Origin of the sequence: Blastococcus sp. HT6-4, assembly GCF_039679125.1 — a bacterium.
GTDB classification, from domain to species: Bacteria; Actinomycetota; Actinomycetes; order Mycobacteriales; family Geodermatophilaceae; genus Blastococcus; species Blastococcus montanus.
The window spans coordinates 1,590,280-1,609,360 of record NZ_CP155551.1; the positions used below are offsets into that span (position 1 = coordinate 1,590,280).

At 76.2% G+C, this 19,081-nt stretch carries 16 protein-coding genes; 10 read left to right on the top strand and 6 right to left on the bottom strand.

Translation table 11 applies throughout. The features are described 5' to 3' along the window. Positions 1-11 precede the first annotated feature (11 nt). From ABDB74_RS07810 to ABDB74_RS07820, 3 genes are all read right to left on the bottom strand, one after another. On the bottom strand, positions 12-977 hold the full coding sequence (locus ABDB74_RS07810; protein ID WP_346623056.1) for a sucrase ferredoxin: 966 nt from the start codon (positions 975-977) through the stop codon (positions 12-14). A 25-nt stretch (positions 978-1,002) separates the two neighbouring features. Beyond that, positions 1,003-2,238 (bottom strand): JmjC domain-containing protein, encoded by a 1,236-nt coding sequence (locus tag ABDB74_RS07815; protein WP_346623058.1) that lies wholly within the window; start codon positions 2,236-2,238, stop codon positions 1,003-1,005. A gap of 68 nt (positions 2,239-2,306) precedes the next feature. Then, entirely contained in the window at positions 2,307-2,597 is a 291-nt protein-coding gene (locus ABDB74_RS07820; protein WP_346623060.1) for a BatC protein, read from the bottom strand. A 251-nt stretch (positions 2,598-2,848) separates the two neighbouring features. On the opposite strand from ABDB74_RS07820, the gene ABDB74_RS07825 reads away from it, so the two are divergent. The 3 genes from ABDB74_RS07825 (at position 2,849) to ABDB74_RS07835 (ending at position 5,406) form a co-directional block, all read left to right on the top strand. Beyond that, a complete protein-coding gene (locus ABDB74_RS07825; protein WP_346623062.1) occupies positions 2,849-3,511 on the top strand; it encodes a permease in 663 nt (220 codons plus the stop codon). Positions 3,512-3,616: 105 nt separating this feature from the next. Beyond that, complete coding sequence (gene dinB, locus ABDB74_RS07830) at positions 3,617-4,831, top strand: DNA polymerase IV (protein ID WP_346623064.1); 1,215 nt, start codon at positions 3,617-3,619, stop codon at positions 4,829-4,831. 167 nt (positions 4,832-4,998) lie between these two features. Further along, positions 4,999-5,406 carry a DUF3040 domain-containing protein gene (locus tag ABDB74_RS07835; RefSeq protein WP_346623066.1) on the top strand — a complete coding sequence of 136 codons (408 nt, stop codon included), beginning with the start codon at positions 4,999-5,001 and terminating at the stop codon, positions 5,404-5,406. 210 nt (positions 5,407-5,616) lie between these two features. On the opposite strand, the gene ABDB74_RS07840 is transcribed toward ABDB74_RS07835, so the two are convergent. Genes ABDB74_RS07840 through ABDB74_RS07850 form a run of 3 tightly spaced genes read right to left on the bottom strand, consistent with a single transcriptional unit; the run spans position 5,617 to position 10,214 of the window. Continuing rightward, positions 5,617-7,947 (bottom strand): DUF3488 and transglutaminase-like domain-containing protein, encoded by a 2,331-nt coding sequence (locus ABDB74_RS07840; RefSeq protein ID WP_346623067.1) that lies wholly within the window; start codon positions 7,945-7,947, stop codon positions 5,617-5,619. Next, entirely contained in the window at positions 7,944-9,299 is a 1,356-nt protein-coding gene (locus ABDB74_RS07845; protein WP_346623068.1) for a DUF58 domain-containing protein, read from the bottom strand. The genes ABDB74_RS07840 and ABDB74_RS07845 overlap by 4 nt, the downstream gene beginning before the upstream one ends. A 3-nt stretch (positions 9,300-9,302) precedes the next feature. After that, entirely contained in the window at positions 9,303-10,214 is a 912-nt protein-coding gene (locus ABDB74_RS07850) for an AAA family ATPase (protein WP_407062168.1), read from the bottom strand. A 296-nt stretch (positions 10,215-10,510) separates the two neighbouring features. On the opposite strand from ABDB74_RS07850, the gene mraZ reads away from it, so the two are divergent. The 7 genes from mraZ (at position 10,511) to mraY (ending at position 18,984) form a co-directional block, all read left to right on the top strand. Continuing rightward, the gene (gene mraZ, locus ABDB74_RS07855) at positions 10,511-10,945 is read left to right on the top strand and encodes a division/cell wall cluster transcriptional repressor MraZ (protein WP_346623070.1); all 435 of its coding nucleotides are present in this window, start codon (positions 10,511-10,513) and stop codon (positions 10,943-10,945) included. Positions 10,946-11,363: 418 nt separating this feature from the next. Further along, entirely contained in the window at positions 11,364-12,359 is a 996-nt protein-coding gene (gene rsmH / locus ABDB74_RS07860; protein ID WP_346623072.1) for a 16S rRNA (cytosine(1402)-N(4))-methyltransferase RsmH, read from the top strand. Next, positions 12,356-12,982, top strand: a complete 627-nt coding sequence (locus ABDB74_RS07865; protein WP_346623074.1) for a hypothetical protein — start codon at positions 12,356-12,358, stop codon at positions 12,980-12,982. Before rsmH ends, ABDB74_RS07865 begins: the two co-directional genes overlap by 4 nt. A gap of 135 nt (positions 12,983-13,117) precedes the next feature. Further along, positions 13,118-14,836: a penicillin-binding protein 2 gene (locus ABDB74_RS07870; RefSeq protein WP_346623075.1), complete on the top strand. Its 1,719-nt coding sequence runs from the start codon at positions 13,118-13,120 to the stop codon at positions 14,834-14,836. Positions 14,837-14,942: 106 nt separating this feature from the next. Next, positions 14,943-16,520: a UDP-N-acetylmuramoyl-L-alanyl-D-glutamate--2,6-diaminopimelate ligase gene (locus ABDB74_RS07875; RefSeq protein ID WP_346623077.1), complete on the top strand. Its 1,578-nt coding sequence runs from the start codon at positions 14,943-14,945 to the stop codon at positions 16,518-16,520. Next, a complete protein-coding gene (murF, locus tag ABDB74_RS07880; protein ID WP_346623078.1) occupies positions 16,517-17,908 on the top strand; it encodes a UDP-N-acetylmuramoyl-tripeptide--D-alanyl-D-alanine ligase in 1,392 nt (463 codons plus the stop codon). The genes ABDB74_RS07875 and murF overlap by 4 nt, the downstream gene beginning before the upstream one ends. Further along, positions 17,905-18,984, top strand: a complete 1,080-nt coding sequence (mraY, locus tag ABDB74_RS07885; protein WP_346623080.1) for a phospho-N-acetylmuramoyl-pentapeptide-transferase — start codon at positions 17,905-17,907, stop codon at positions 18,982-18,984. The genes murF and mraY overlap by 4 nt, the downstream gene beginning before the upstream one ends. The last annotated feature ends 97 nt before the right edge of the window (positions 18,985-19,081 follow it).

Genomic DNA, 19,081 nt, shown 5'->3' on the forward strand with positions numbered 1-19,081 from the left:
CTGCCCGCAGATCACCCGGGGCGGGTGGTCAGGGACAGGTGGTGCCAGGTGCGCACCCGGCCGGGCCGCGCGGCCTGGCAGGTGAGGTGCACGACCTCCGGGGACGGCCGGCTCTCCACCGTCACCACGACCGTCTCCGCCCGTCCCGCCAGGGTGACCTCCCACCGCTCCGCCCCGGGCTCGGCCGCATCGAGTCCGACGACGCCGAGCGGGGTGAGGTCGTCGACGCCGAGCAACCCCAGTTCCTCGCGTGCGTAGTGCTGCGCCGCCTGGGCCGGAGCCGTCAGGCCCGCCCGGCCGCGCAGCCACGCCAGCGCCACCTGGCCGCGGGCGTGCGCGGCGACGACCAGGCCGCCGTCACCGGGCACCTGCCCGTAGTAGAAGCCGTGCGGCAGCACGAGCATGTTGGCGGCGAACCGGTCACCGCCGAGGTGGCTGCACTCCCACACGTCGGCCGGGTCGACGGGCAGCGCCCGGGCCAGCGGGCGACCGCGCAGCGCGCAGCAGGCGTCATGCCCCCCGTGGGTGCAGACGAGGTACGTGGCGCCGGCCGCCGGCTCTCCGGCGGTGCCGTCCCACGGGGCGGTCAGCAGGTCCGCGTCGGCCGACCGCACCGACCACCACACCCCCTCGCGGCCGGGGCGGCTGTCCGCGTAGGCCCAGCGCCGCCCCGAATCGGCCAGCCGGTCACCGGGGCGGCGCACCAGCAGCACCCGCACGCCCTCCCGTGCCGCCCGCTCGGCCAGCAGCCGGGCCACCCGCGCGTCGAAGCGGGACTGCGTCAGGGCCTGCCGGCCCCACGGACCCGGCTGCTCGATCAGCAGCCAGCGGGACACGGGGGCGGCCGTGGCGACACCGGAGTCGCCGCGTTCGAGCGCCTGCACCGAGCAGCGGCCGGCGTCGAGGCGGCCGGGCGGCCGGGCAGGGGCGTCGGTACGGCAGAAGTCGTCGGCGTCCGTGGGAATGGGTCCGGTCACTCCCTCCACCGGGTCCGCCGCGCGCTCATCGGTGGGTCCCTGTCGGATCGCCGTGCTCCGGCAGGGCCGCGTCGGGAACCGTGGCGATCGACTCGGTCACCAGCCGGCGGGCCAGCGTGACCCGGTCGGCCGGCTCCAGCCCGGGCAGGTCACCGACCTTGAGCTCCCCGACGGCGAGCAGCTCGGCGAGGGCGGCGCGCGTCTCGGCCGGGAAGGAGTGCGTGCGGCGGCCCGCGAGCAGCCCGACCCGTCCGTCGTCGGCGTCGCGCAGTGCGCAGCGCAGCCGTCGGCGCAGCCGGAGGACCGTGTCGGGGCCCAGCGCCGCGGCGGCAGCCGACTGCGCCAGCGGTGCGACCGGCTCGGGGCGCACCTGGGCCCAGGTGCGGGCACGGAGGCGATCGGCCACCTCGGCGGGGTCGACCCGGCCCAGCCAGTCCCGCAGCCCCTCGACGACCGCGGCGACGTCGTCGGCGACGACGTCGGGGTCGGAGAGATCGACGCCCAGGGGCAGCGACCCCCGCAGCGTGCGGTCCTCGGCCGCCAGGGTGCGTACCAGGTCCAGCACCGACTCGGCGGCGGCCCAGCGGGTCACCGAGTGGATGCCGACGGTCAGGTGCGCGCTGATCTCGCCGAGCGCCTTCCCGGAGTGCAGGTAGCCGCGGGGCAGGTAGAGGGCGTCGCCGGGGCGGAGCACCGCGTCGACGACCGGCTCACGCGCGGCGGCCACGGCGACCTCGTCGGCGCGGCCGGTCCAGACCTGGGTGCGCAGCGGGTCGGGGAGCACCGGCTCGTGGATGGTCCAGTGCTTCTCGCCGGCGACCTGCAGCACGAAGACGTCGTGCACGTCGTAGTGCGGGCTGAAGCCCTGCGAGGACGGCGGGGTGACGTACGCGTTCACCTGCGTGGGGTGGCCGAGGTCGGCGGCCAGCTGGTCGGCGAACTCGATCAGCGGCGGCCACAGCCGGTGCAGGCCCTGCAGGACGACGGTGCTCCCGTCGGCGAACAGCCGCAGCACCGCGTCGGAGGAGACCTGGTCGGCGATCTCCGCGCCGGCCCCGCCGGAGGTGGTGAACCGCTTCGGGTCGACGACGGCGCCGTCCTTCGCGATCCGCAGGAACGGCGTGCGCAGGCCGCGTCGGGAGAGGAGCTCGTCGACCGCGGGCAGGTCGAGCAGGTCGGTGAAGGAGTTGCCGGTGTCCTCGGCCCGCGTGAGCAGCGGGCGCTGTGCCCAGTACTGCTCGGCGAAGAGCTCGGGCGCCATGTTCGTGCACCGCCGCAGGGCCGGGCGGAGCTGCTGCTCCGCCCCGCCCCGCGGGGTCGGGTTCTCGGTCAGGCCGAACCGTCCGCGCCACCGTCCGCGCCACCGTCGGCGCCACCGTCGGCACCGCCGTCCGCGCCGCCGTCCGCACCGCTGTCGGCGCCACCGTCGGCGCCGCCGTCGTGGCCACCCGGGGTGCCGGACGCGCCGTGGTCGGCCGTTCCCGCGGCGCCGTCGGCCGGGCCGTGCGCGCCGCTGTCGGCGCCACCGTCGGCGCCGCCGTCGTGGGTACCCGGGGTGCCCGAGGCTCCGCCGTCGGCCGGGCCCTCCGTGCTGGTCATGTCGTCGTCGTCGAGCGCCATGGCATCTCCGTCCAGGTCGATCAGGGCAGCCGGACGGCAGCCCCTGCGTCGCTGCTTACCTCCCTCGTCCGGGTCTGACACCTGCTGCCCGGCCAGCGGTTTCCCCCGATCCGGCGAGGGTCACGATCAGGTGACGGGTCGGCGTCCGGTGCACTCATTCCTTTCCTGGCGGGCATCCGGTGTGGGTACGCCCTCGACGGGCACCTCTGGTGTGCCAGAGGCAATGAGACGACGCACGAGGAGGAGATGTCATGACAGAGAGTCGTACCCAGACCGGCGCCAGCGCCGACGTGACGCGGGAGACGCCGGGTGCCCGGGTGGACACGACCCCCGACGAGGGGGCGACCCGCGTGGGCCTCCGCGAGACGCACCACCAGACGCCGCCGACGCGCCGCGACCGCGTCCGCTGGGGGCCGGTCTGGGCGGGCCTGATCGTCGCGGTGCCCACCTTCCTGCTGCTGCAGCTGGCCACGCTGGCGCTCGGCTGGTGGGAGCTGGCCGGAGACGCCGGGAACAACGCTGACCTGATCAGCGGGATCAACGGGCTGATCGCGCTCTTCCTGGGCGGGCTCACCGCCGGAGCGACCGCGCTGTGGCGGGGGTTCAGCGAGGGGCTGCTCCACGGCATCCTGGTGTGGGCGCTGGCCGTGGTCACCATCGTGCTGCTGACCCTGTTCGGTGGCGGTGCCCTGCTCGGCTCCCTCGCCGGTGTGGTCACCGATGTGGCCGGCATCCAGCAGGCCAACCTGCCCGACATCCAGGCCGGTCAGGCCGCCGAGACGGCGCGCTCGGCCGCCAGCTGGGCGGTTCTCGGGCTCGGCCTGTCGATCATCGCGGCCGCGCTCGGCGGTGTGATCGGCGCCAAGATGTGGCCGGGCAAGAAGGAGACCGACGAGGTCGTCGCCACCCGCTGACCGCGGCACGCCGGGGCGTGCCGACCGGCCGCCCCGGCACCTGACCGCTATCGTTCCCGTGGATCGAACACATGTTCGACCCACGGGAACGTGTGGGAGGTGGCGGTGACGAACGGTGTCGCGCGGGCGGACGGGTGCACCGTCCTGCACGTCGACATGGACGCCTTCTTCGCCAGCGTCGAGGTGCGCCGGCACCCGGAGCTGGCCGGCACGCCGGTGATCGTCGGTGGGGCCGGCAACCGGGGGGTGGTCACCTCGGCCACCTACGAGGCCCGGCGGTACGGGGTGCGCGCGGCCATGCCCACCGCGCGGGCGCTGCGGCTGTGCCCGACGGCGAAGGTCCTGCCGGGGGACATGGCCCTCTACACCGAGGTGTCCCGCTCGGTCATGGCGCTGTTCCGCTCGATCACCCCGCTGGTCGAGCCGCTGAGCCTGGACGAGGCGTTCCTCGACGTCGCCGGTGCTGGCCGCCGGCTGGGCGATGCCGCGCAGATCGGCGAGTACATCCGGGCCCGCGTGTACGACGAGCAGGGGATCACCTGCTCGGTCGGCGTGGCCGGCACGAAGTTCGTGGCGAAGCTGGCCTCGACCCGCGCCAAGCCCGACGGGCTGCTGGTGGTCCGCCCACCGGAGGTCATGGGTTTCCTGCACCCGCTGCCGGTGGGTGCGCTGTGGGGCGTGGGCCCGAAGACGGAGGAGACGCTGGTCCGGCTGGGGCTGCGCACCGTGGCCGACCTGGCGCACGTGCCGGCGAAGACCCTGCAGCGGGCGCTCGGTCCCGCGGCGGGCGCCCACCTGCACGAGCTCGCCTGGGGCCGCGATCCCCGGCGCGTCGTCCCCGACGAGCCCGAGCGCTCCACCGGCGCGGAGGAGACCTTCGCCACCGACGTCGACGACCCCGTCGTGGTCCACCGCGAGCTGCTGCGCCTGGCCGAGCGCACGGCCGGCCGGCTGCGCTCGATCGGCTGCCTGGCCCGGACGGTGAGCATCAAGGTGCGGTTCGCCGACTTCGCGACGATCACCCGCAGCCGCACCCTCGGGGCACCCACCGACGTGGGGCAGGAGCTCTACGACACGGCGCGGTCCCTCTACGACGCCCTGGGGCTCGAACGGGCCCGGATCCGGCTGGTCGGGGTGCGGGCCGAGCGGCTCGTCGACGCCGGATCGGCGCCCCGTCAACTGGAGCTCGGGGCCCGCGAGCACGGCCGCCGGGAGGCGGAGCTGGCCGCCGATCGCGCAGCCCGGCGGTTCGGGGCCGGCGCCGTGCGTCCGGCCACGTTGCTGCACCGCTCCGGCCCGGTGCGGCGAGCAGGCCCCTGACCTGGCCGGATGCGTCGGCCGGTCCACCCGGAGAAGTGATCGGCCGGCTCGCCCGGCGGGTCGTCGCGGCGCCGCCTTTCGCGGCTTGCAAAGGGCTCGTATCCTCAGACGTACCGTCGGCGGGAGCCTCCGACGGCCACTGGCTCCGCCCCACCCTGGAGGTCGACGTGCCGCTCTCCGAGCACGAGCAGCGTCTGCTGGAGCAGATCGAGCGCGCCCTCGTCGATGACGATCCCAAGTTCGCTTCCTCGGTCCGCACCGGTGATCGCCGTCTGAAGGCCCGCCGCATGCTGCAACTCGGCGGCCTGCTGGTCCTGGTCGGCCTGGCCGTCCTGGTCGGCGGCGCGGTCGCCGGGTCGGTACCGCTGGGCGTCCTGGGCTTCCTGGTCGCCTTCGCCGGTGCGACCCTGGGTGTCCTGAACTATCGCGGCGCCACCGGCGCGGTCGAGCCCGCCCCCGGCTCGGCCGGCTCCCGCGGGGCCACCGCCGCCGGTCGTGGTGGGCGTGCCCGCCGGGGCCGTCAGCCGATGAAGAGCCGCCTCGAGGAGCGTTTCCGCCGCCGCTACGACCAGTAGCCAGCCGCGCCGTCCGACGCCGGCCGCCGTCCCCCGGGACGGCGGCCGGCGTCGTTCCTCCGGCGTGACCGACGGCTCCGGTGCGCCGGGACCACCCTGACGGCCCCGGTGCGCCGGGCGGTACCCGTGACCGGGGGCCCGGGCCGGTCCGGGCGCAGGTGTCCGAGGGGCGTCCGGCGCCGGCGGTGACGTCGTCCGGGCGTCCGGGGATCAGCGGCGGCCGGCCGCGTCCCGGCGCCACCGGTTCCAGGTCGCCCGCACGTCGTCCACCAGCGATGCCGGCCACAGCAGTGCCCGCACCCGTACCGGCCACGGCCGCGCACCGTTCAGCCCGCGCCGGGCCGTCCGCAGCGTCGCCCGCAGCCGTGCGTCCCCCGTGGTGGCACCCGTAGTCGCGGGGGGGCCGTACGCGGCGGCCTCCTCGGCCCGGGCGAGCCCCCGCACCGCATCCGTCGCTGCCGCGGCGGCCGGCCCACCCGGTCCGCGGCGCACGGCCGTGGCGAGCGCGTCGGCGACCCGGCGAGGGGTCCACGACGGATGCAGGTGCAGCCCCAGGTCCACCGCGCTCGCGGTCAGCTCGTCCCACACCCCGGCAGGTCCGCCGGCCGCGAGCCGGCGGCGGCGCTGCAGGGCGCGCAGTGCCGCCGGGGAGACCAGCACGAGGCCGGTCAGGGTCACCGCGCCCAGCACCGTCAGCAGCGGCCGCAGCGACGCCTGGGTGGTCTCCTGCGGGCCGACCTGCGGAACCGCCTGGGGGAGCCGGTCGGCCCGCGGCACCTGCGCCTGCGGGGCGCTCGTCGGCACCGGCAGCGCGGGCGCCGCGTCAGCGCGGTCCTCGGCCGTCGCCCGCGGCGACCAGGGGAGCGCGACCTGCCGGTCAGGTGCGATCGGGGTGGGGTCGAACGGCACCCAGCCGAAGCCGTCGAAGAAGACCTCCACCCAGGCGTGCGCGTCGTCGCTGGTGATCAGCCGGGTGCGGTCCCGCTGCACGTCACCGGGCGTGTAGCCCAGCGCCACGCGGGCGGGCATTCCCGCCTGCCGGACGAGCACCGCCATCGCGCCGGCGTACTGCTCGCAGTAACCACGCTTGAGCCGGAGGAAGTCCACCAGGTCGTCACCGCTCGTCCCGGGGGCGGTGGAGAGGCTGTAGGTGAAGCCGTTGGACCGGTCGCTCAGGTAGCTCTGGATCCGCTGCACCCGCTCGTACCCGGTGGCCGCACCGTCGGTCAGCCGGGCGGTCAGCTCGGCGATGGCCGGGTCGAGGTCGGGAAGGGCGGAGAACCGCTGCTGGATGCCGCTGGTCGCCGGGAGCGGCGCCGCCCGGGACAGCAGTTCCGGCGACGGCCGGGGCTCGGTGGCGGAGACGCGGTAGGAGAGCCCCGCGCTGGTGACGTCGCGGCCGAACACCGTCCCGGTCGCCGTGTCGAACCGCCACGCGCCGTCGTCGCCGTCGACCTGCACCGACTGCGGGACGGGTGGGACGGGCAGGAACCGGTCGTCGTGCTCGAGGACCTGGATCGAGGCGGTCACCGGCCGGGTCGCCTGGCGGTCCGGCAGCAGCGCGAGGGCGTCGGCCTCGGCCACGGAGATCTCGCCGTCGAGGTTGCTCAGCGACCAGCCGTCGGCCGGGTCGTACTCGTCGAGGGCGACGGCGCGCAGGTAGCCGGGGTCCTCCACGGACGTGGCCACGCGCAGCAGCTCGATGGCCTCGGGCAGGATCAGCTGCCCGCGCAGCTCCGCCGCCGGGTCGAGCGAGGTGCCGGTGGCGTCTCCGGTGCCGCCGCCCAGGCCGGTGGTGAACGAGCCCTCGGGCAGGGTCGGGACGACGCCGCCGAGCACGATCCCCGCCGCGAGGGCGGCCAGGCCGATGCGCACCGCGGTGCCGGTCCCGCCGGTCAGCGCCTTCCTGTCCCGGCCCCGGCCGGCCAGTGCCCGTTCCTGGTCGACGCGCAGGAGCAGCGCGAACCCGGCGGCCGGCGCCGCGAGCGCCAGCAGGCCGATCCCGCCGATCACCGTGCCCACGGGGACGCACACGAGGACGAGGAGACCGATCCCGGCCACCGCGGCCTGCCGGCCGGCGACCGTGATCAGGTCGACCAGGATCGCCACCAGGCCGACGAAGAGGGTCGTGAGCGCGAGCAGGCCGGTCAGCGGCAGCGCGGGGGTGGCCTGCTCCCGGATCTCGGCCGCGCCGTCGGCGAAGACGCCGCCCAGCCGGTCCAGGCTCTCCGGGGTGGGGACGATCCCCGCCAGCGCGCCTTCCGGGGCGAACGCGGCGGTGAGGACGCAGACCAGCAGCGCCAGCTGGCCGAGCGGCACCAGCGCGGTCCCCAGCGCACGGAGCGGCCGGGGGACCGGCGCTCCGCTGCTCAGCCGCGCACCGGCCCTCCGGAGGAGGAGCCCGCCGGCGAGGACCGCCCCGATGGCGAGCACGACCGGGGGGAACCAGGCACCGGAGGCGAAGACCGGGGTCAGGGCGCAGGCGCCGAGCAGGGTGGCGACGGCGGCGGCCACGGAGCCGCGCACGTCCGGACCGGTCATGCCGGCGCTCCCGACCGGACCCCGCCCAGCGCGGCCCACGCCGCGGCGACGTCCTGCCCGGCGGTCGCCGTCGTCACCCGCCAGCCCGCCCCCGACAGCAGTGCCGCGGCCTGCTCCCGCTGGGCGGACAGGGCGTCCCGCGCCGCCCCCGACCCCATGCGCCCGGCCCGGCCCGGCCCGTTGCCGGCCCAGCCGGTGATGTCGAGCAGGATCGCGAGGTCGGTGACCGGGCCCGGCCGCAGCTGCACGAGGTCGGCGACGTCGTCGGGCCCCACCGCTCCGAGCAGGCAGATCAGCGGGCCGTCGCCGGCCGCGCGGGCCGCCGTGCTGATCGCGGGGCGCAGGCTGCCCGCCCGCGACGGCCCCACGCCGGCCAGCCGGTCGAGCAGCTCGTCGGCGCCGAGCCCGGTGCGCCCCGCGGCCGGCGGCAGCTCCCCGGTGTCGGTGACGACCCGCAGCTCCGCGCCCCGCTGGGCCAGCGACACCCCGATGCTGGCGGCCGCCTCGACCAGCCACTCGAGGCTGTCGCCGGGCGGGCAGTCGTCACCGGGCGGACCGGGGACCGGCCGGCCGGCGTCCCGGGCGGGGACCACCAGGTGGGCCCGTGACCGGGTGTCGAGCAGCAGCGTGCCCTGTGCCCGCCAGGGGCGTTCCTCGAGGCGGACCATGAGCTCGCCGGTGCGCGCGGTCGCCCGCCAGTGGACCTTGCGCAGGTCGTCGCCCCGGCGGTACTCGCGGACGCTGACGTCGTCGTCCCCGTGGACGGCGATGGCCCGGCGCGCGCCGTCGCCGCCGCGCCCGTGCCCGCCGCCGGGCCCACCGGGGCCGAGGGGGCGGACCCGGGGGACGACGGTCAGCGGTGCGGTGTCGGTGCCGGCGACCGTGCGTTCCACCAGGCCGAACGGGTCGACCACGCGCAGCTGCAGGGGGCCGAGCACGTAATCACCGCGGTGCCGGCCGGCCAGCGTGTACCGGACCGTCGTCGCCGCGCCGGGTGCCAGGCCGGCCACCGAGAACCGGTGACCCTGCCCCAGTGCCGGCGGGAGCTGCTCGGTGAGCAACCACAGCCCACCGCGGCGGGTGTCGGTGTTGCCCAGCTGGAGGGCGACCTCGGCCACCCCTCCGCGCGGCAGCCGCTGCGGGGTGACCTGGCGCCGGGTCGTCACGCGGAACCGGCCGCGGAGCACGGTGAGCGCGGCCAGCAGCGGCAGTGCCAGGACGAACAGCGCCAGCTGCACGAGCGGTTGCTCACCCAGCACCGCGCCGACCAGCGCGAGGGTCGCCCCGCCGCCGACCAGGCAGTGACCGCGGGGTGTGAGGGTCGACAGGGTCCGGCCGGGTGCGCCGCGCACGGGTCAGCGCCCGCGGAGGACTGGGACGGAGGCGAGCAGCGCCGTCACCACCTGCTCGGGGGTGCGCCGCGCCACCGTCGCCTCGCCGCTGAGCAGTAACCGGTGGGCCAGCACCGGCACGGCGAGGGCCTGCACGTCATCGGGCAGGACGTGGTCCCGTCCGTCGAGGGCGGCCGAGGCGCGCGCCGCCCGGAGCAGCTGGAGCCCTGCCCGGGGGGACGCGCCCAGCCGCAGGTCGTGGGAGCGGCGGGTGGCGTCGACCAGGGCGACGACGTAGCGGCGCACCGCGTCGGACACGTGCAGGCGACCGACCGCGGCCACCAGGGAGCGGACGAGGGCGGCATCGGCGACCGGTCGGACCGAGGCGAGCGGATCGGCGGTGGCGCGGTCGTCGAGCATCGCCAGCTCGGCCGCCGGGTCGGGGTAACCCATCGAGACCCGCGCGGTGAACCGGTCGCGCTGGGCCTCGGGGAGGGGGTAGGTGCCCTCCATCTCCAGCGGGTTCTGCGTGGCCATCACCAGGAACGGGCGGGCCAGTTCGTAGCTGACGCCGTCGACGGTGACCTGTCGCTCCTCCATGCACTCCAGCAGCGCGGACTGCGTCTTGGGGGAGGCCCGGTTGATCTCGTCGGCGACGACGACGTTGGCGAAGATCGCGCCGGGCTTGAACTCGAACTCCCGCGTCTCGTGGTCGTAGACGGCCACGCCGGTGACGTCGCTGGGGAGCAGGTCGGGTGTGAACTGGATGCGCCGGACGCTGGCGTCGAGGCTGGCGGCGAGGGCCTTGGCGAGCGTCGTCTTGCCGACCCCGGGGACGTCCTCGACGAGCAGGTGCCCCTCGGCGAGCAGGACCACCAGGGCCAGCCGGACGACGTCCTCCTTGCCCTGGACGACGCGGCCGATGCTCGCCGCGATCCGTGCGCCCTCCGCAGCGACGTCGACCGACGAGTCGGCCGTCCCGTCGGTGGCCCGTGTCGCCTCCGTCACCACCACACCGTACGTGCCCCGCAGGACCGGGCGGTGGGTTCGCGCCCACCCGCGCCGGGGGCCGGCGGCCGGCCCTGCGGGCGGGGGTGGAGCGGGTGCCCACGACACGGCCTCAAGTGGTGGTCAGTGGGGGCTAGTGGGTTAGTGTGTCGACCGGTGGGGAGGCAGGGTTCCGTCCGGGGGGCCTGCAGAGCCATGGGAGGACCGATGCAGGGGGTGATCCGGTGTTCGTCGGCAGCTACCAGTTGCGCCTCGACGAGAAGGGCCGGCTCGCTCTCCCGGTCCGCTTCCGCGAGCAGGTGGCCGACGGCATGGTGATCAAGAAGGGCCAGGAGCACTGCATCTACGGGCTCACCATGGCCCGGGTCGCCGAGCAGAGCGCCGCGATGGCCGCCATGGCCCCCTCCGACACCGCCGCGGCGCGCATGCGCGCCCGCATGAGCTTCGGGTCGATGGTCGAGATCGAGCCGGACAAGACCGGCCGCATCACCATCCCCGCCGGACTGCGCGAGTACGCCCACCTCGACCGGGACGTCGTCGTGGTCGGCGTGGACACGCGGTTCGAGATCTGGGACTCCGCCACCTGGGACGCCTACGTGGCCGAGCAGGAGGCCTCCTTCGCCGACATGGAGAGCGAGGGGATGCCGACGTTGTCGTGATCCCGGGAACGCCCCACCCGCTCCACCGGCCTCCGCGCCGCACCGAACGAGCCGCCTTCCCCGCGGCTCGACCGGCCCGGGCCCCAGCCGCCTTCCCCGCGGCTCGGTCCCACCGCGGAGGACCGCACGGACCAGCGGGTGCCACCGGCCCTCGGCCGGCGCGGGTGACCCCACCGGCCCCGCGGGGCGCCACCTGACGCTCTTCCCCGACGCCAGGCGGACCCCGCGGGGCCGGACACCACCCCGGTCCGACGTCCCCCCGCCCCACTGCGCTCCACCGCCCCCACTCCGCCCCACCTGCCCCACTCCGCCCCACCCGCACGATCCCGCACACCGCCCGCCGCCGCGTCCCCCCGCCGCCGGGCGGGGCGCGGCACCATCGCCGCACCATCCCGGACCCTTCGAGAGGCAGCAGACGATGAGCAGGACTGGAGGTGCCGCGGCGCCGGGCCACTCGCGGCCCCCGGTGCACGTGCCCGTCCTCCTCGACCGGGTCGTCGAGCTGCTCGGCCCGGCCTGCGCCGCCGACGGCGCCGTCCTGGTCGACGCCACCCTCGGTCTCGCCGGCCACACCATCGCCATGCTCGAGGCGCACCCGGGCCTGCGCGTCGTCGGCCTCGACCGCGACCCGGACGCCCGCGCCGAGGCCACCCGCCGGATCGAGGCCGCGGGGCACGCCGATCGCGTCACGGTCGTCCCGGCCGTCTTCGACGAGCTCCCCGAGGTGCTCGACCGCCTCGGGATGGACGAGGTGCAGGGCGTGCTGTTCGACCTCGGCGTCTCCTCGCTGCAGCTGGACCGCCCCGACCGGGGGTTCAGCTACTCGACCGACGCGCCTCTCGACATGCGCATGGACCCCGGCGCTCCGCGCACCGCCGCCGACGTCGTCAACACCTATCCGCCGAAGGAGCTCGCGCGCGTGCTGCGGGTCTACGGCGAGGAGCGCTTCGCCTCCCGCATCGCCGCGGCGATCGACCGGGAGCGCGTGCGCGAGCCGTTCACCGGTACCGCCCGCCTGGCCGAGCTGGTGCGCGAGTCCATCCCCGCCGCCACCCGCCGCACCGGCGGGCACCCCGCGAAGCGGACCTTCCAGGCCCTGCGCATCGAGGTCAACGACGAGCTCGGCGCGCTCGAGCGCGCCCTCCCCGCCGCGATCGAGGCCCTGGCCGTGGGGGGTCGTGTCACGGTCATCACCTTCCACTCCCTGGAGGACCGGGTCGTGAAGCAGACGCTCGCCGCCGGAGCCGCCGACCGCACCCCGCCGGGCCTGCCGGTGCCGCTGCCCGAGTACGGGCCGGTGCTGCGCCTGCTCACCCGCGGCGGCGAGGCCGCCGGCGAGGCCGAGCTGACGAGCAACCCGCGGTCCGCGTCGGCCCGGGTGCGGGCGGCCGAGCGCATCCGGCGGGCGGCATGACCCGCGCCGCCGTCCGCGTCCCCGCCGCACCGCGGATTCCGGCCGGGAGCACGCGGGCCACCGTCCGGACCGCGCCCCGGCCGGAGCTGCGGCTGGTACCGACCGGCGGCGCCGCCGCCCGGCCGCGCCGCGACACCCGTGCGGCGCTGCGGTCGCGCAAGGCGCCGTTCGTCCTGCTGGTGGTCGCGCTGCTCAGCCTCACCACCGTGGGGCTGCTGGTCCTGAACACCGCGATCGCGGTCGACTCGCTCAAGGCCACCCAGCTGCGCGCGGAGAACGCCTCCCGGGCCCAGGAGGTCCAGCGCCTCGAGCGGCAGGTCGTGGCCGGCAACACCCCGGCGGGCGTCGCCGCGGCGGCCGTCGCCGCCGGCCTGGTGCCCGCCGGTGTCGCCGCCTACCTGGTGCTCGGGCCCGAGGGGACGACGATGATGCGGGGCACGCCGGAGCCGGCTCCCGAGCCCGAGCCCGCGCCTGCGCCCTCGGCTCCGGCAGCAGAAGCCCCGGCGGCCGAAGCCCCGGCGCCCGAGGCCCCGGCGCCCGAGGCCCCGGCACCCGAGGCCCCGGCAGCCGAGGCCCCGGCAGCCGAGGCCCCGGCGGCCGAGCCCCCGGCGGGCGGGAACTGAGCCGTGCCGAGCAGCGTTCGCGGACCCGGCGCGGGTCCCCGCACCACGCGAGGGTCGGTCCCCGGCCGCGGTGAGGCCGGGGCGTTCGTGTCCCGCCGTGCCCCCGGGACCAGGCGCAGCGGCGCCGGTCTGTCGGTGGGGCAGCGGAGCCTGCGCAACCGGTGGGGCCTGGCCCTGCTGATCACCCTGCTCGTGGTGGTGGTCGGGCGGCTGGTGGTGCTCCAGGGCATCGACGGCGCGGCCTACGCCAGCGCCGCGGAGCAGGACCGGCTGCGCGACTACCCGGTCGCGGCGATCCGCGGGCAGGTGCTCGACCGCGACGGCAACCCGTTCGCCTACACCGTGGACGCCTCCCGCGTCGTCGCCGACCCCACGGTGGTCCGTGACCCGGCGCGCACCGCCCTGGCGCTGACCACGCTGCTCGACGTCCCGGTGCCCGAGCTCACCGAGAAGCTGTCGGAGGACGGCCGGTACGTCGTCCTGGCCACGCAGGTGACGCCGGAGACCGCCGACGCGATCGAGGAACTCGGTCTCGGCGGCGTGATCCTGGAGGACGACCCGCTGCGGCTGTACCCGGCCGGGTTCGTCGGCGGGCAGGTCGTCGGTTTCGTGGGGTCCGAGGGCACCGGGCTCGCCGGGATCGAGCAGACCTTCGAGGAGCAGCTGTCGGGCACGCCCGGCCGGCGCACGGTCGAGGTGGGCAGCGGCGGCAACCCGATCCCCTCGGGCATCGACGAGTCGACGCCGGCGACCGACGGCGACCACGTCACCCTCACCCTGGACCAGGACCTGCAGTTCACCACCGAGCAGCGGCTGGCCGAGGCGTGCGCCGACGGGTCGACCACCCGCGCCTCCGCGGTGGTGCAGGAGGTCCAGACCGGCCGGATCGTGACCATGGCCTCCTGCCCCGGCTACGACCCCGGCGCCTACTCCGAGACGGATCCGGACCTGCTGGGCAACCCGGTGGTGTCCGACGTGTTCGAGCCCGGCTCGATCATGAAGGCCGCGACGCTCGCCGCGGCGCTCGAGGAGGGCGTCGCCACCCCGGACACCGTCCTGACCGTCGACGGGCACATCCAGGCCGGCGACCGGGTGGTCACCGACGCGCACGACCACGCACCCGTCGACTGGACCGTCACCGGCATCCTGGCCAAGTCCAGCAACGTCGGCACGATCATGCTGGCCCGCGAGGTCGGCGACGAGACGCTCGAGAAGTACCTGCGCGCCTTCGGGGTGGGGGAGAAGACCGGCATCGAGCTGCCCGGCGAGAGCCGGGGCATCCTCGAGGAGTCCGAGGAGTGGACGGCCATCCGAGCGGCCAACGTGGCCATCGGCCAGGGCGTGGCGATGACCACGCTGCAGATGGCCTCCATGTACCAGGCCATCGCCAACGGCGGCGTCCGCATCGAACCCCGCCTCGTCACGTCGGTGACCGGCCCGGACGGAACGGTCAGGGCGGCCCCCGAGCCGGCGCGGACCCGCGCGGTCAGCGAGTCCACCGCAGCCCAGATGGCCTACATGCTCGAGGCCGTCGTCGGACCCGGGGGCACCGCGCCCCTGGCGCAGATCGAGGGCTTCCGGGTGGCCGGCAAGACCGGGACCGCGCAGCGCGCCAATCCCGAGTGCAACTGCTACACGGGCGGCGGCTACGTGACCACGTTCGTCGGGTTCGCCCCCGCCGACGACCCCCAGTACGTCGTCGCCGTCGACCTGGAGCGGCCCACCAGCAACGCCGAGGGCGGGCAGGTCGCCGCGCCGGTCTTCGCCGACGTCATGCGGGCCGCCCTGACCGCCGACGCCGTGGTGCCCTCCGGTACCCCGCGCCCCGAGTTCACCCTGACCGGCACGCCCTGACCGCGGCCCCGGCCGAAGGCGTCGCCCGACCGGGACGCGCCGCGGCCGCCGGGGGCGCGCGCACGTGCGCGGGCCGGGTCGGCCCCCGCCGGTAGATTGGAGCCCCGTGACCCCGACCGACCCCGGGGCGGTCCCGCGGCCCGCCGGGAACCGCCCACTGCCCCTCGCCGCACTGGCCGATCTCGTCGGTGCTCCGGTGGGCGCCGACGCCACCGGCGCCGGCATCGAGATCTCCGGGGTGACCCTGGCCTCCGGTGAGGTCGCCCCCCGCCACCTCTACGCCGCGCTGCCCGGCGCGCGCACCCACGGCGCCCGGTACGCGGCCGACGCCGCCGCCCGGGGCGCCGTCGCCCTGCTGACCGACCCGACGGGCCGCGAGCAGGCGCTGGCGGCCGGGCTGCCGGTGTGCGTGGTCGAGGACCCGAGGCAGGTGCTCGGCGCGATCGCCGACCGGGTCTACGGCGAGCCCAGCCGCCGGCTCACCGTCGTGGGCATCACCGGCACCAACGGCAAGACGACGACGAGCTACCTGGTCGAGGCCGGGCTGGCCGCGGCCGGCCGCTCCACCGGGCTGATCGGCACGGTGGAGACCCGCACCCGGGGCCGGGCCGCCGACGGGACGCCCACGGTCACCGCGCTACCCAGTGTCCGCACCACCCCGGAGGCGCCCGCACTGCACGCGCTGCTGGCCGGTATGGCCGACGCCGGCGTCTCCAGCGTCGTCATGGAGGTCTCCAGCCACGCCCTGGTGCAGGGCCGGGTCGGCGGGGTGCGGTTCGCCGCCGCCGGTTTCACCAACCTCGGCCGCGACCACCTGGACTTCCACCGCGACATGGAGGACTACTTCCAGGCCAAGGCGCTGCTGTTCGACGGCCGGGCCGCCGTCGAGGCGGTCGACGTGGACGACCCCTACGGCCGCCGGCTGGTCGACCGGCCCGGCCGTCCCCGCCCGGTCACGGTGGCGGGCACCCCCGGCACGAAGGCGGACTGGACGGCGACGGACGTCGTGACGGCGCCCGGCGGTGGCTCGACGTTCACCCTGCACGGACCCGGCGGCCGCACCTGGCCGGCCCGCCTGCGCCTGCCGGGCCGCTTCAACGTCGCCAACGCCCTGCTGGCCGTCGCACTGCTCGACGGCGTCGGTGTCGCCGTCGAGGACGCCGTCGCCGGGCTGGCCGAGACGGTGGTGCCCGGCCGCATGGAGCCGGTCGACGCCGGGCAGCCGTTCGTCGCCGTCGTCGACTACGCGCACACGCCGGACGCCGTCCGCACCGCGCTGGCCGCGCTCCGGGACGCCACGCCCGGACGGCTGGTCACCGTGCTCGGCTGCGGCGGCGACCGCGACGCGGGGAAGCGGCCGGAGATGGGCCGGGCCGCGGCCGAGGGCAGCGACGTGCTGGTGGTCACCGACGACAACCCGCGCTCGGAGGACCCCGCCGCGATCCGGGCGGCGATGCTCGCCGGGGCGCGGGAGGTGCCGGCCGGCCGTCGTGCGGAGGTGCTGGAGGTCGGGGACCGGCGCACGGCCCTGGCGACGGCGGTGCGGCTGGCCGGGGCCGGGGACACGCTGCTGGTGGCGGGCAAGGGCCACGAGACCGGTCAGGAGGTCGCGGGCACGGTGCACCCCTTCGACGACCGCACCGCCCTGCGCGAGGTCCTGACCGGATCGGTGGCGCCGGCATGATCGAGCTGTCCGTGGCCGACGTCGCCGCGCTGGCCGGTGGCCGGCTCGAGGGCGCACCGTCCGGCGTGGTGACCGGGAAGGTCACCCTCGACTCGCGTGCCGTGGCGCCGGGGGACCTGTTCGTCGCGGTGGCGGGGGAGCGGGCCGACGGGCACGACTTCCTGGGTGCGGCGGCCGCCGCGGGTGCGGTGGCCGCGCTGGTGGCCCGGCCCGACCCCGCACTGCCCTGCGTCGTCGTCGACGACCCCGTGACGGCGCTGGGCCGGCTCGCCGCGGGCGTGCACGCGCGCCTGGTCGCCGGTGGGCTGCGCACCCTGGGCATCACCGGGTCCTCAGGCAAGACCTCGACCAAGGACCTCCTCGGCCAGGTGCTGGCCACCGCCGGGCCCACCGTCAGCCCGCCGGGGTCCTACAACAACGACATCGGCCTGCCGCTCACCGTGCTCTCGGCCGACGAGGGCACCCGGTTCCTCGTGCTCGAGATGGGTGCGCGAGGCCCCGGGCACATCGCGCGGCTGTGCGGCATCGCCCGGCCGCACGTCGGCGTCGTCCTCAACGTGGGGTCGGCCCACCTGGGCGAGTTCGGCAGCGCGGAGATCATCGCGCAGGCCAAGGGTGAGCTGGTCGAGGCGCTGCCCGCAGAGGGCACCGCGGTGCTCAACGCCGACGACCCGCGGGTCGCCGGGATGGCGCCGCGCACCCGGGCCCGCGTGCGCACCACCGGCCGTGCCGGGGACGCCGACGTGCGCGCCGTCGACGTCGCTCTGGACGGCGCGGCGCACGCCCGGTTCACCCTGATCGCCGCCGGCGAGCGGCACCCGGTGGCGCTGCGGGTGGTGGGCGAGCACCAGGTGGCCAACGCGCTGTCGGCCGCCGGCGCCGCCCTGGCCGTGGGCATGACGCCGGCGCAGGTGGCCGCGGCGCTGTCGGCCGCGCAGCCGCGCAGCCGCTGGCGCATGGAGGTCGACCGGCGCGACGACGACGTCACCGTGGTCAACGACGCCTACAACGCCAACCCCGAGTCGATGCGCGCGGCGCTGGCCGCGCTCGCGGGGCTCTCCGCCGGGCGCCGCATCGCGGTGCTCGGCGGCATGGCCGAGCTGGGCCCCGACGCGGCCGAGGAGCACCGGCTGCTGGGCCGCGACGCGGTCGCCGCCGGGGTCGACCTGCTCGTGGCCGTGGGCGCCGATGCGGTAGGCATAGCCGAGGGCGCGACCGCCGCGGGGCGGCGCGCAGGAGAGGAGTCGGTGCACGTGCCGGACCGGGGCGCTGCCCTAGCGTGGCTGACGGAGGTGCTGCGTCCGGGCGATGTCGTCCTGGTCAAGGCCAGCCGCTCCTACGGCCTCGAGCTCCTGGCGGCCGACCTGCTGGGCGGTGCCGCGCAGTGAGGAGCGTCCTCATCGCGGCCGCCGTGGGCCTGGTCATCTCCATCCTCATGACGCCGCTGGCCATCCGCGCCTTCCGGCGGCAGGGCCTCGGGCAGGAGATCCGCGACGACGGCCCCGAGAGCCACCTGTCGAAGAAGGGCACGCCCACGATGGGCGGCACCGTGATCGTGGGCGCCACCGTGCTCGGCTACCTCGCCGCCCACCTGGCGTTCCTCGGCGAGTCCGGCTGGGGGTTCAGCGCCACCGGCCTGCTGCTGCTCTTCCTGATGGTGGGCATGGGGACGGTCGGCTTCCTGGACGACTACCTCAAGATCCGGCACCGGCGCAGCCTCGGGCTGAACAAGACCGCGAAGCTGGTCGGGCAGCTGGTCGTCGGCGTCACCTTCGCGGTGCTGGCGATCAACTTCCCGAACGACGACGGTGTGGAGCCGGCGTCCACCGTCGTCTCCTACGTGCGCGACATCGCCCCCCTGGCCCTCGGACCGATCGCGTTCGTGATCCTCGCCTACCTGTTCATCGCCGGGTTCTCCAACGCCGTCAACCTCACCGACGGCCTGGACGGGCTGGCCGCCGGGGCCTCGGCGATGGTGCTGGCGTCCTACATCGTCATCTCGTTCTGGCAGTTCACCCACGACTGCGCCAACGAGCTGATCGAGGGCTGCTACACGGTCCGCGACCCGCTCGACGTCACCCTCGTGGCGGCCGCCGGCATGGGCGCCTGCCTGGGCTTCCTGTGGTGGAACACCAGCCCGGCCCGGATCTTCATGGGCGACACCGGGTCGCTCGCCCTCGGTGGCCTGCTCTCCGGGCTGGCGATCGTCACCCGCACCGAGCTGCTGCTCGTCGTCCTCGGCGGTCTGTTCGTCGCGGTCACGCTGTCGGTGATCATCCAGGTGGCCTTCTTCCGCGCCACCCGCCGGCGGGTGTTCCGCATGGCGCCGCTGCACCACCACTTCGAGCTCGCCGGCTGGACCGAGAACACCGTGATCGTGCGGTTCTGGCTGGTCACCGGCATGGCGGTCGCCTTCGGTCTCGGCCTGTTCTACGCCGACTGGCTCAGCTTCGTGGGCCTGTGAGCGGACAGGAGCGTGAGCATCGCAGCGAGGCGGCCGACGACAGGGAGCGAGCATCGCAGCGAGGAACGAGCGAGGAGCGGAGTGACCGCGGAGTCGG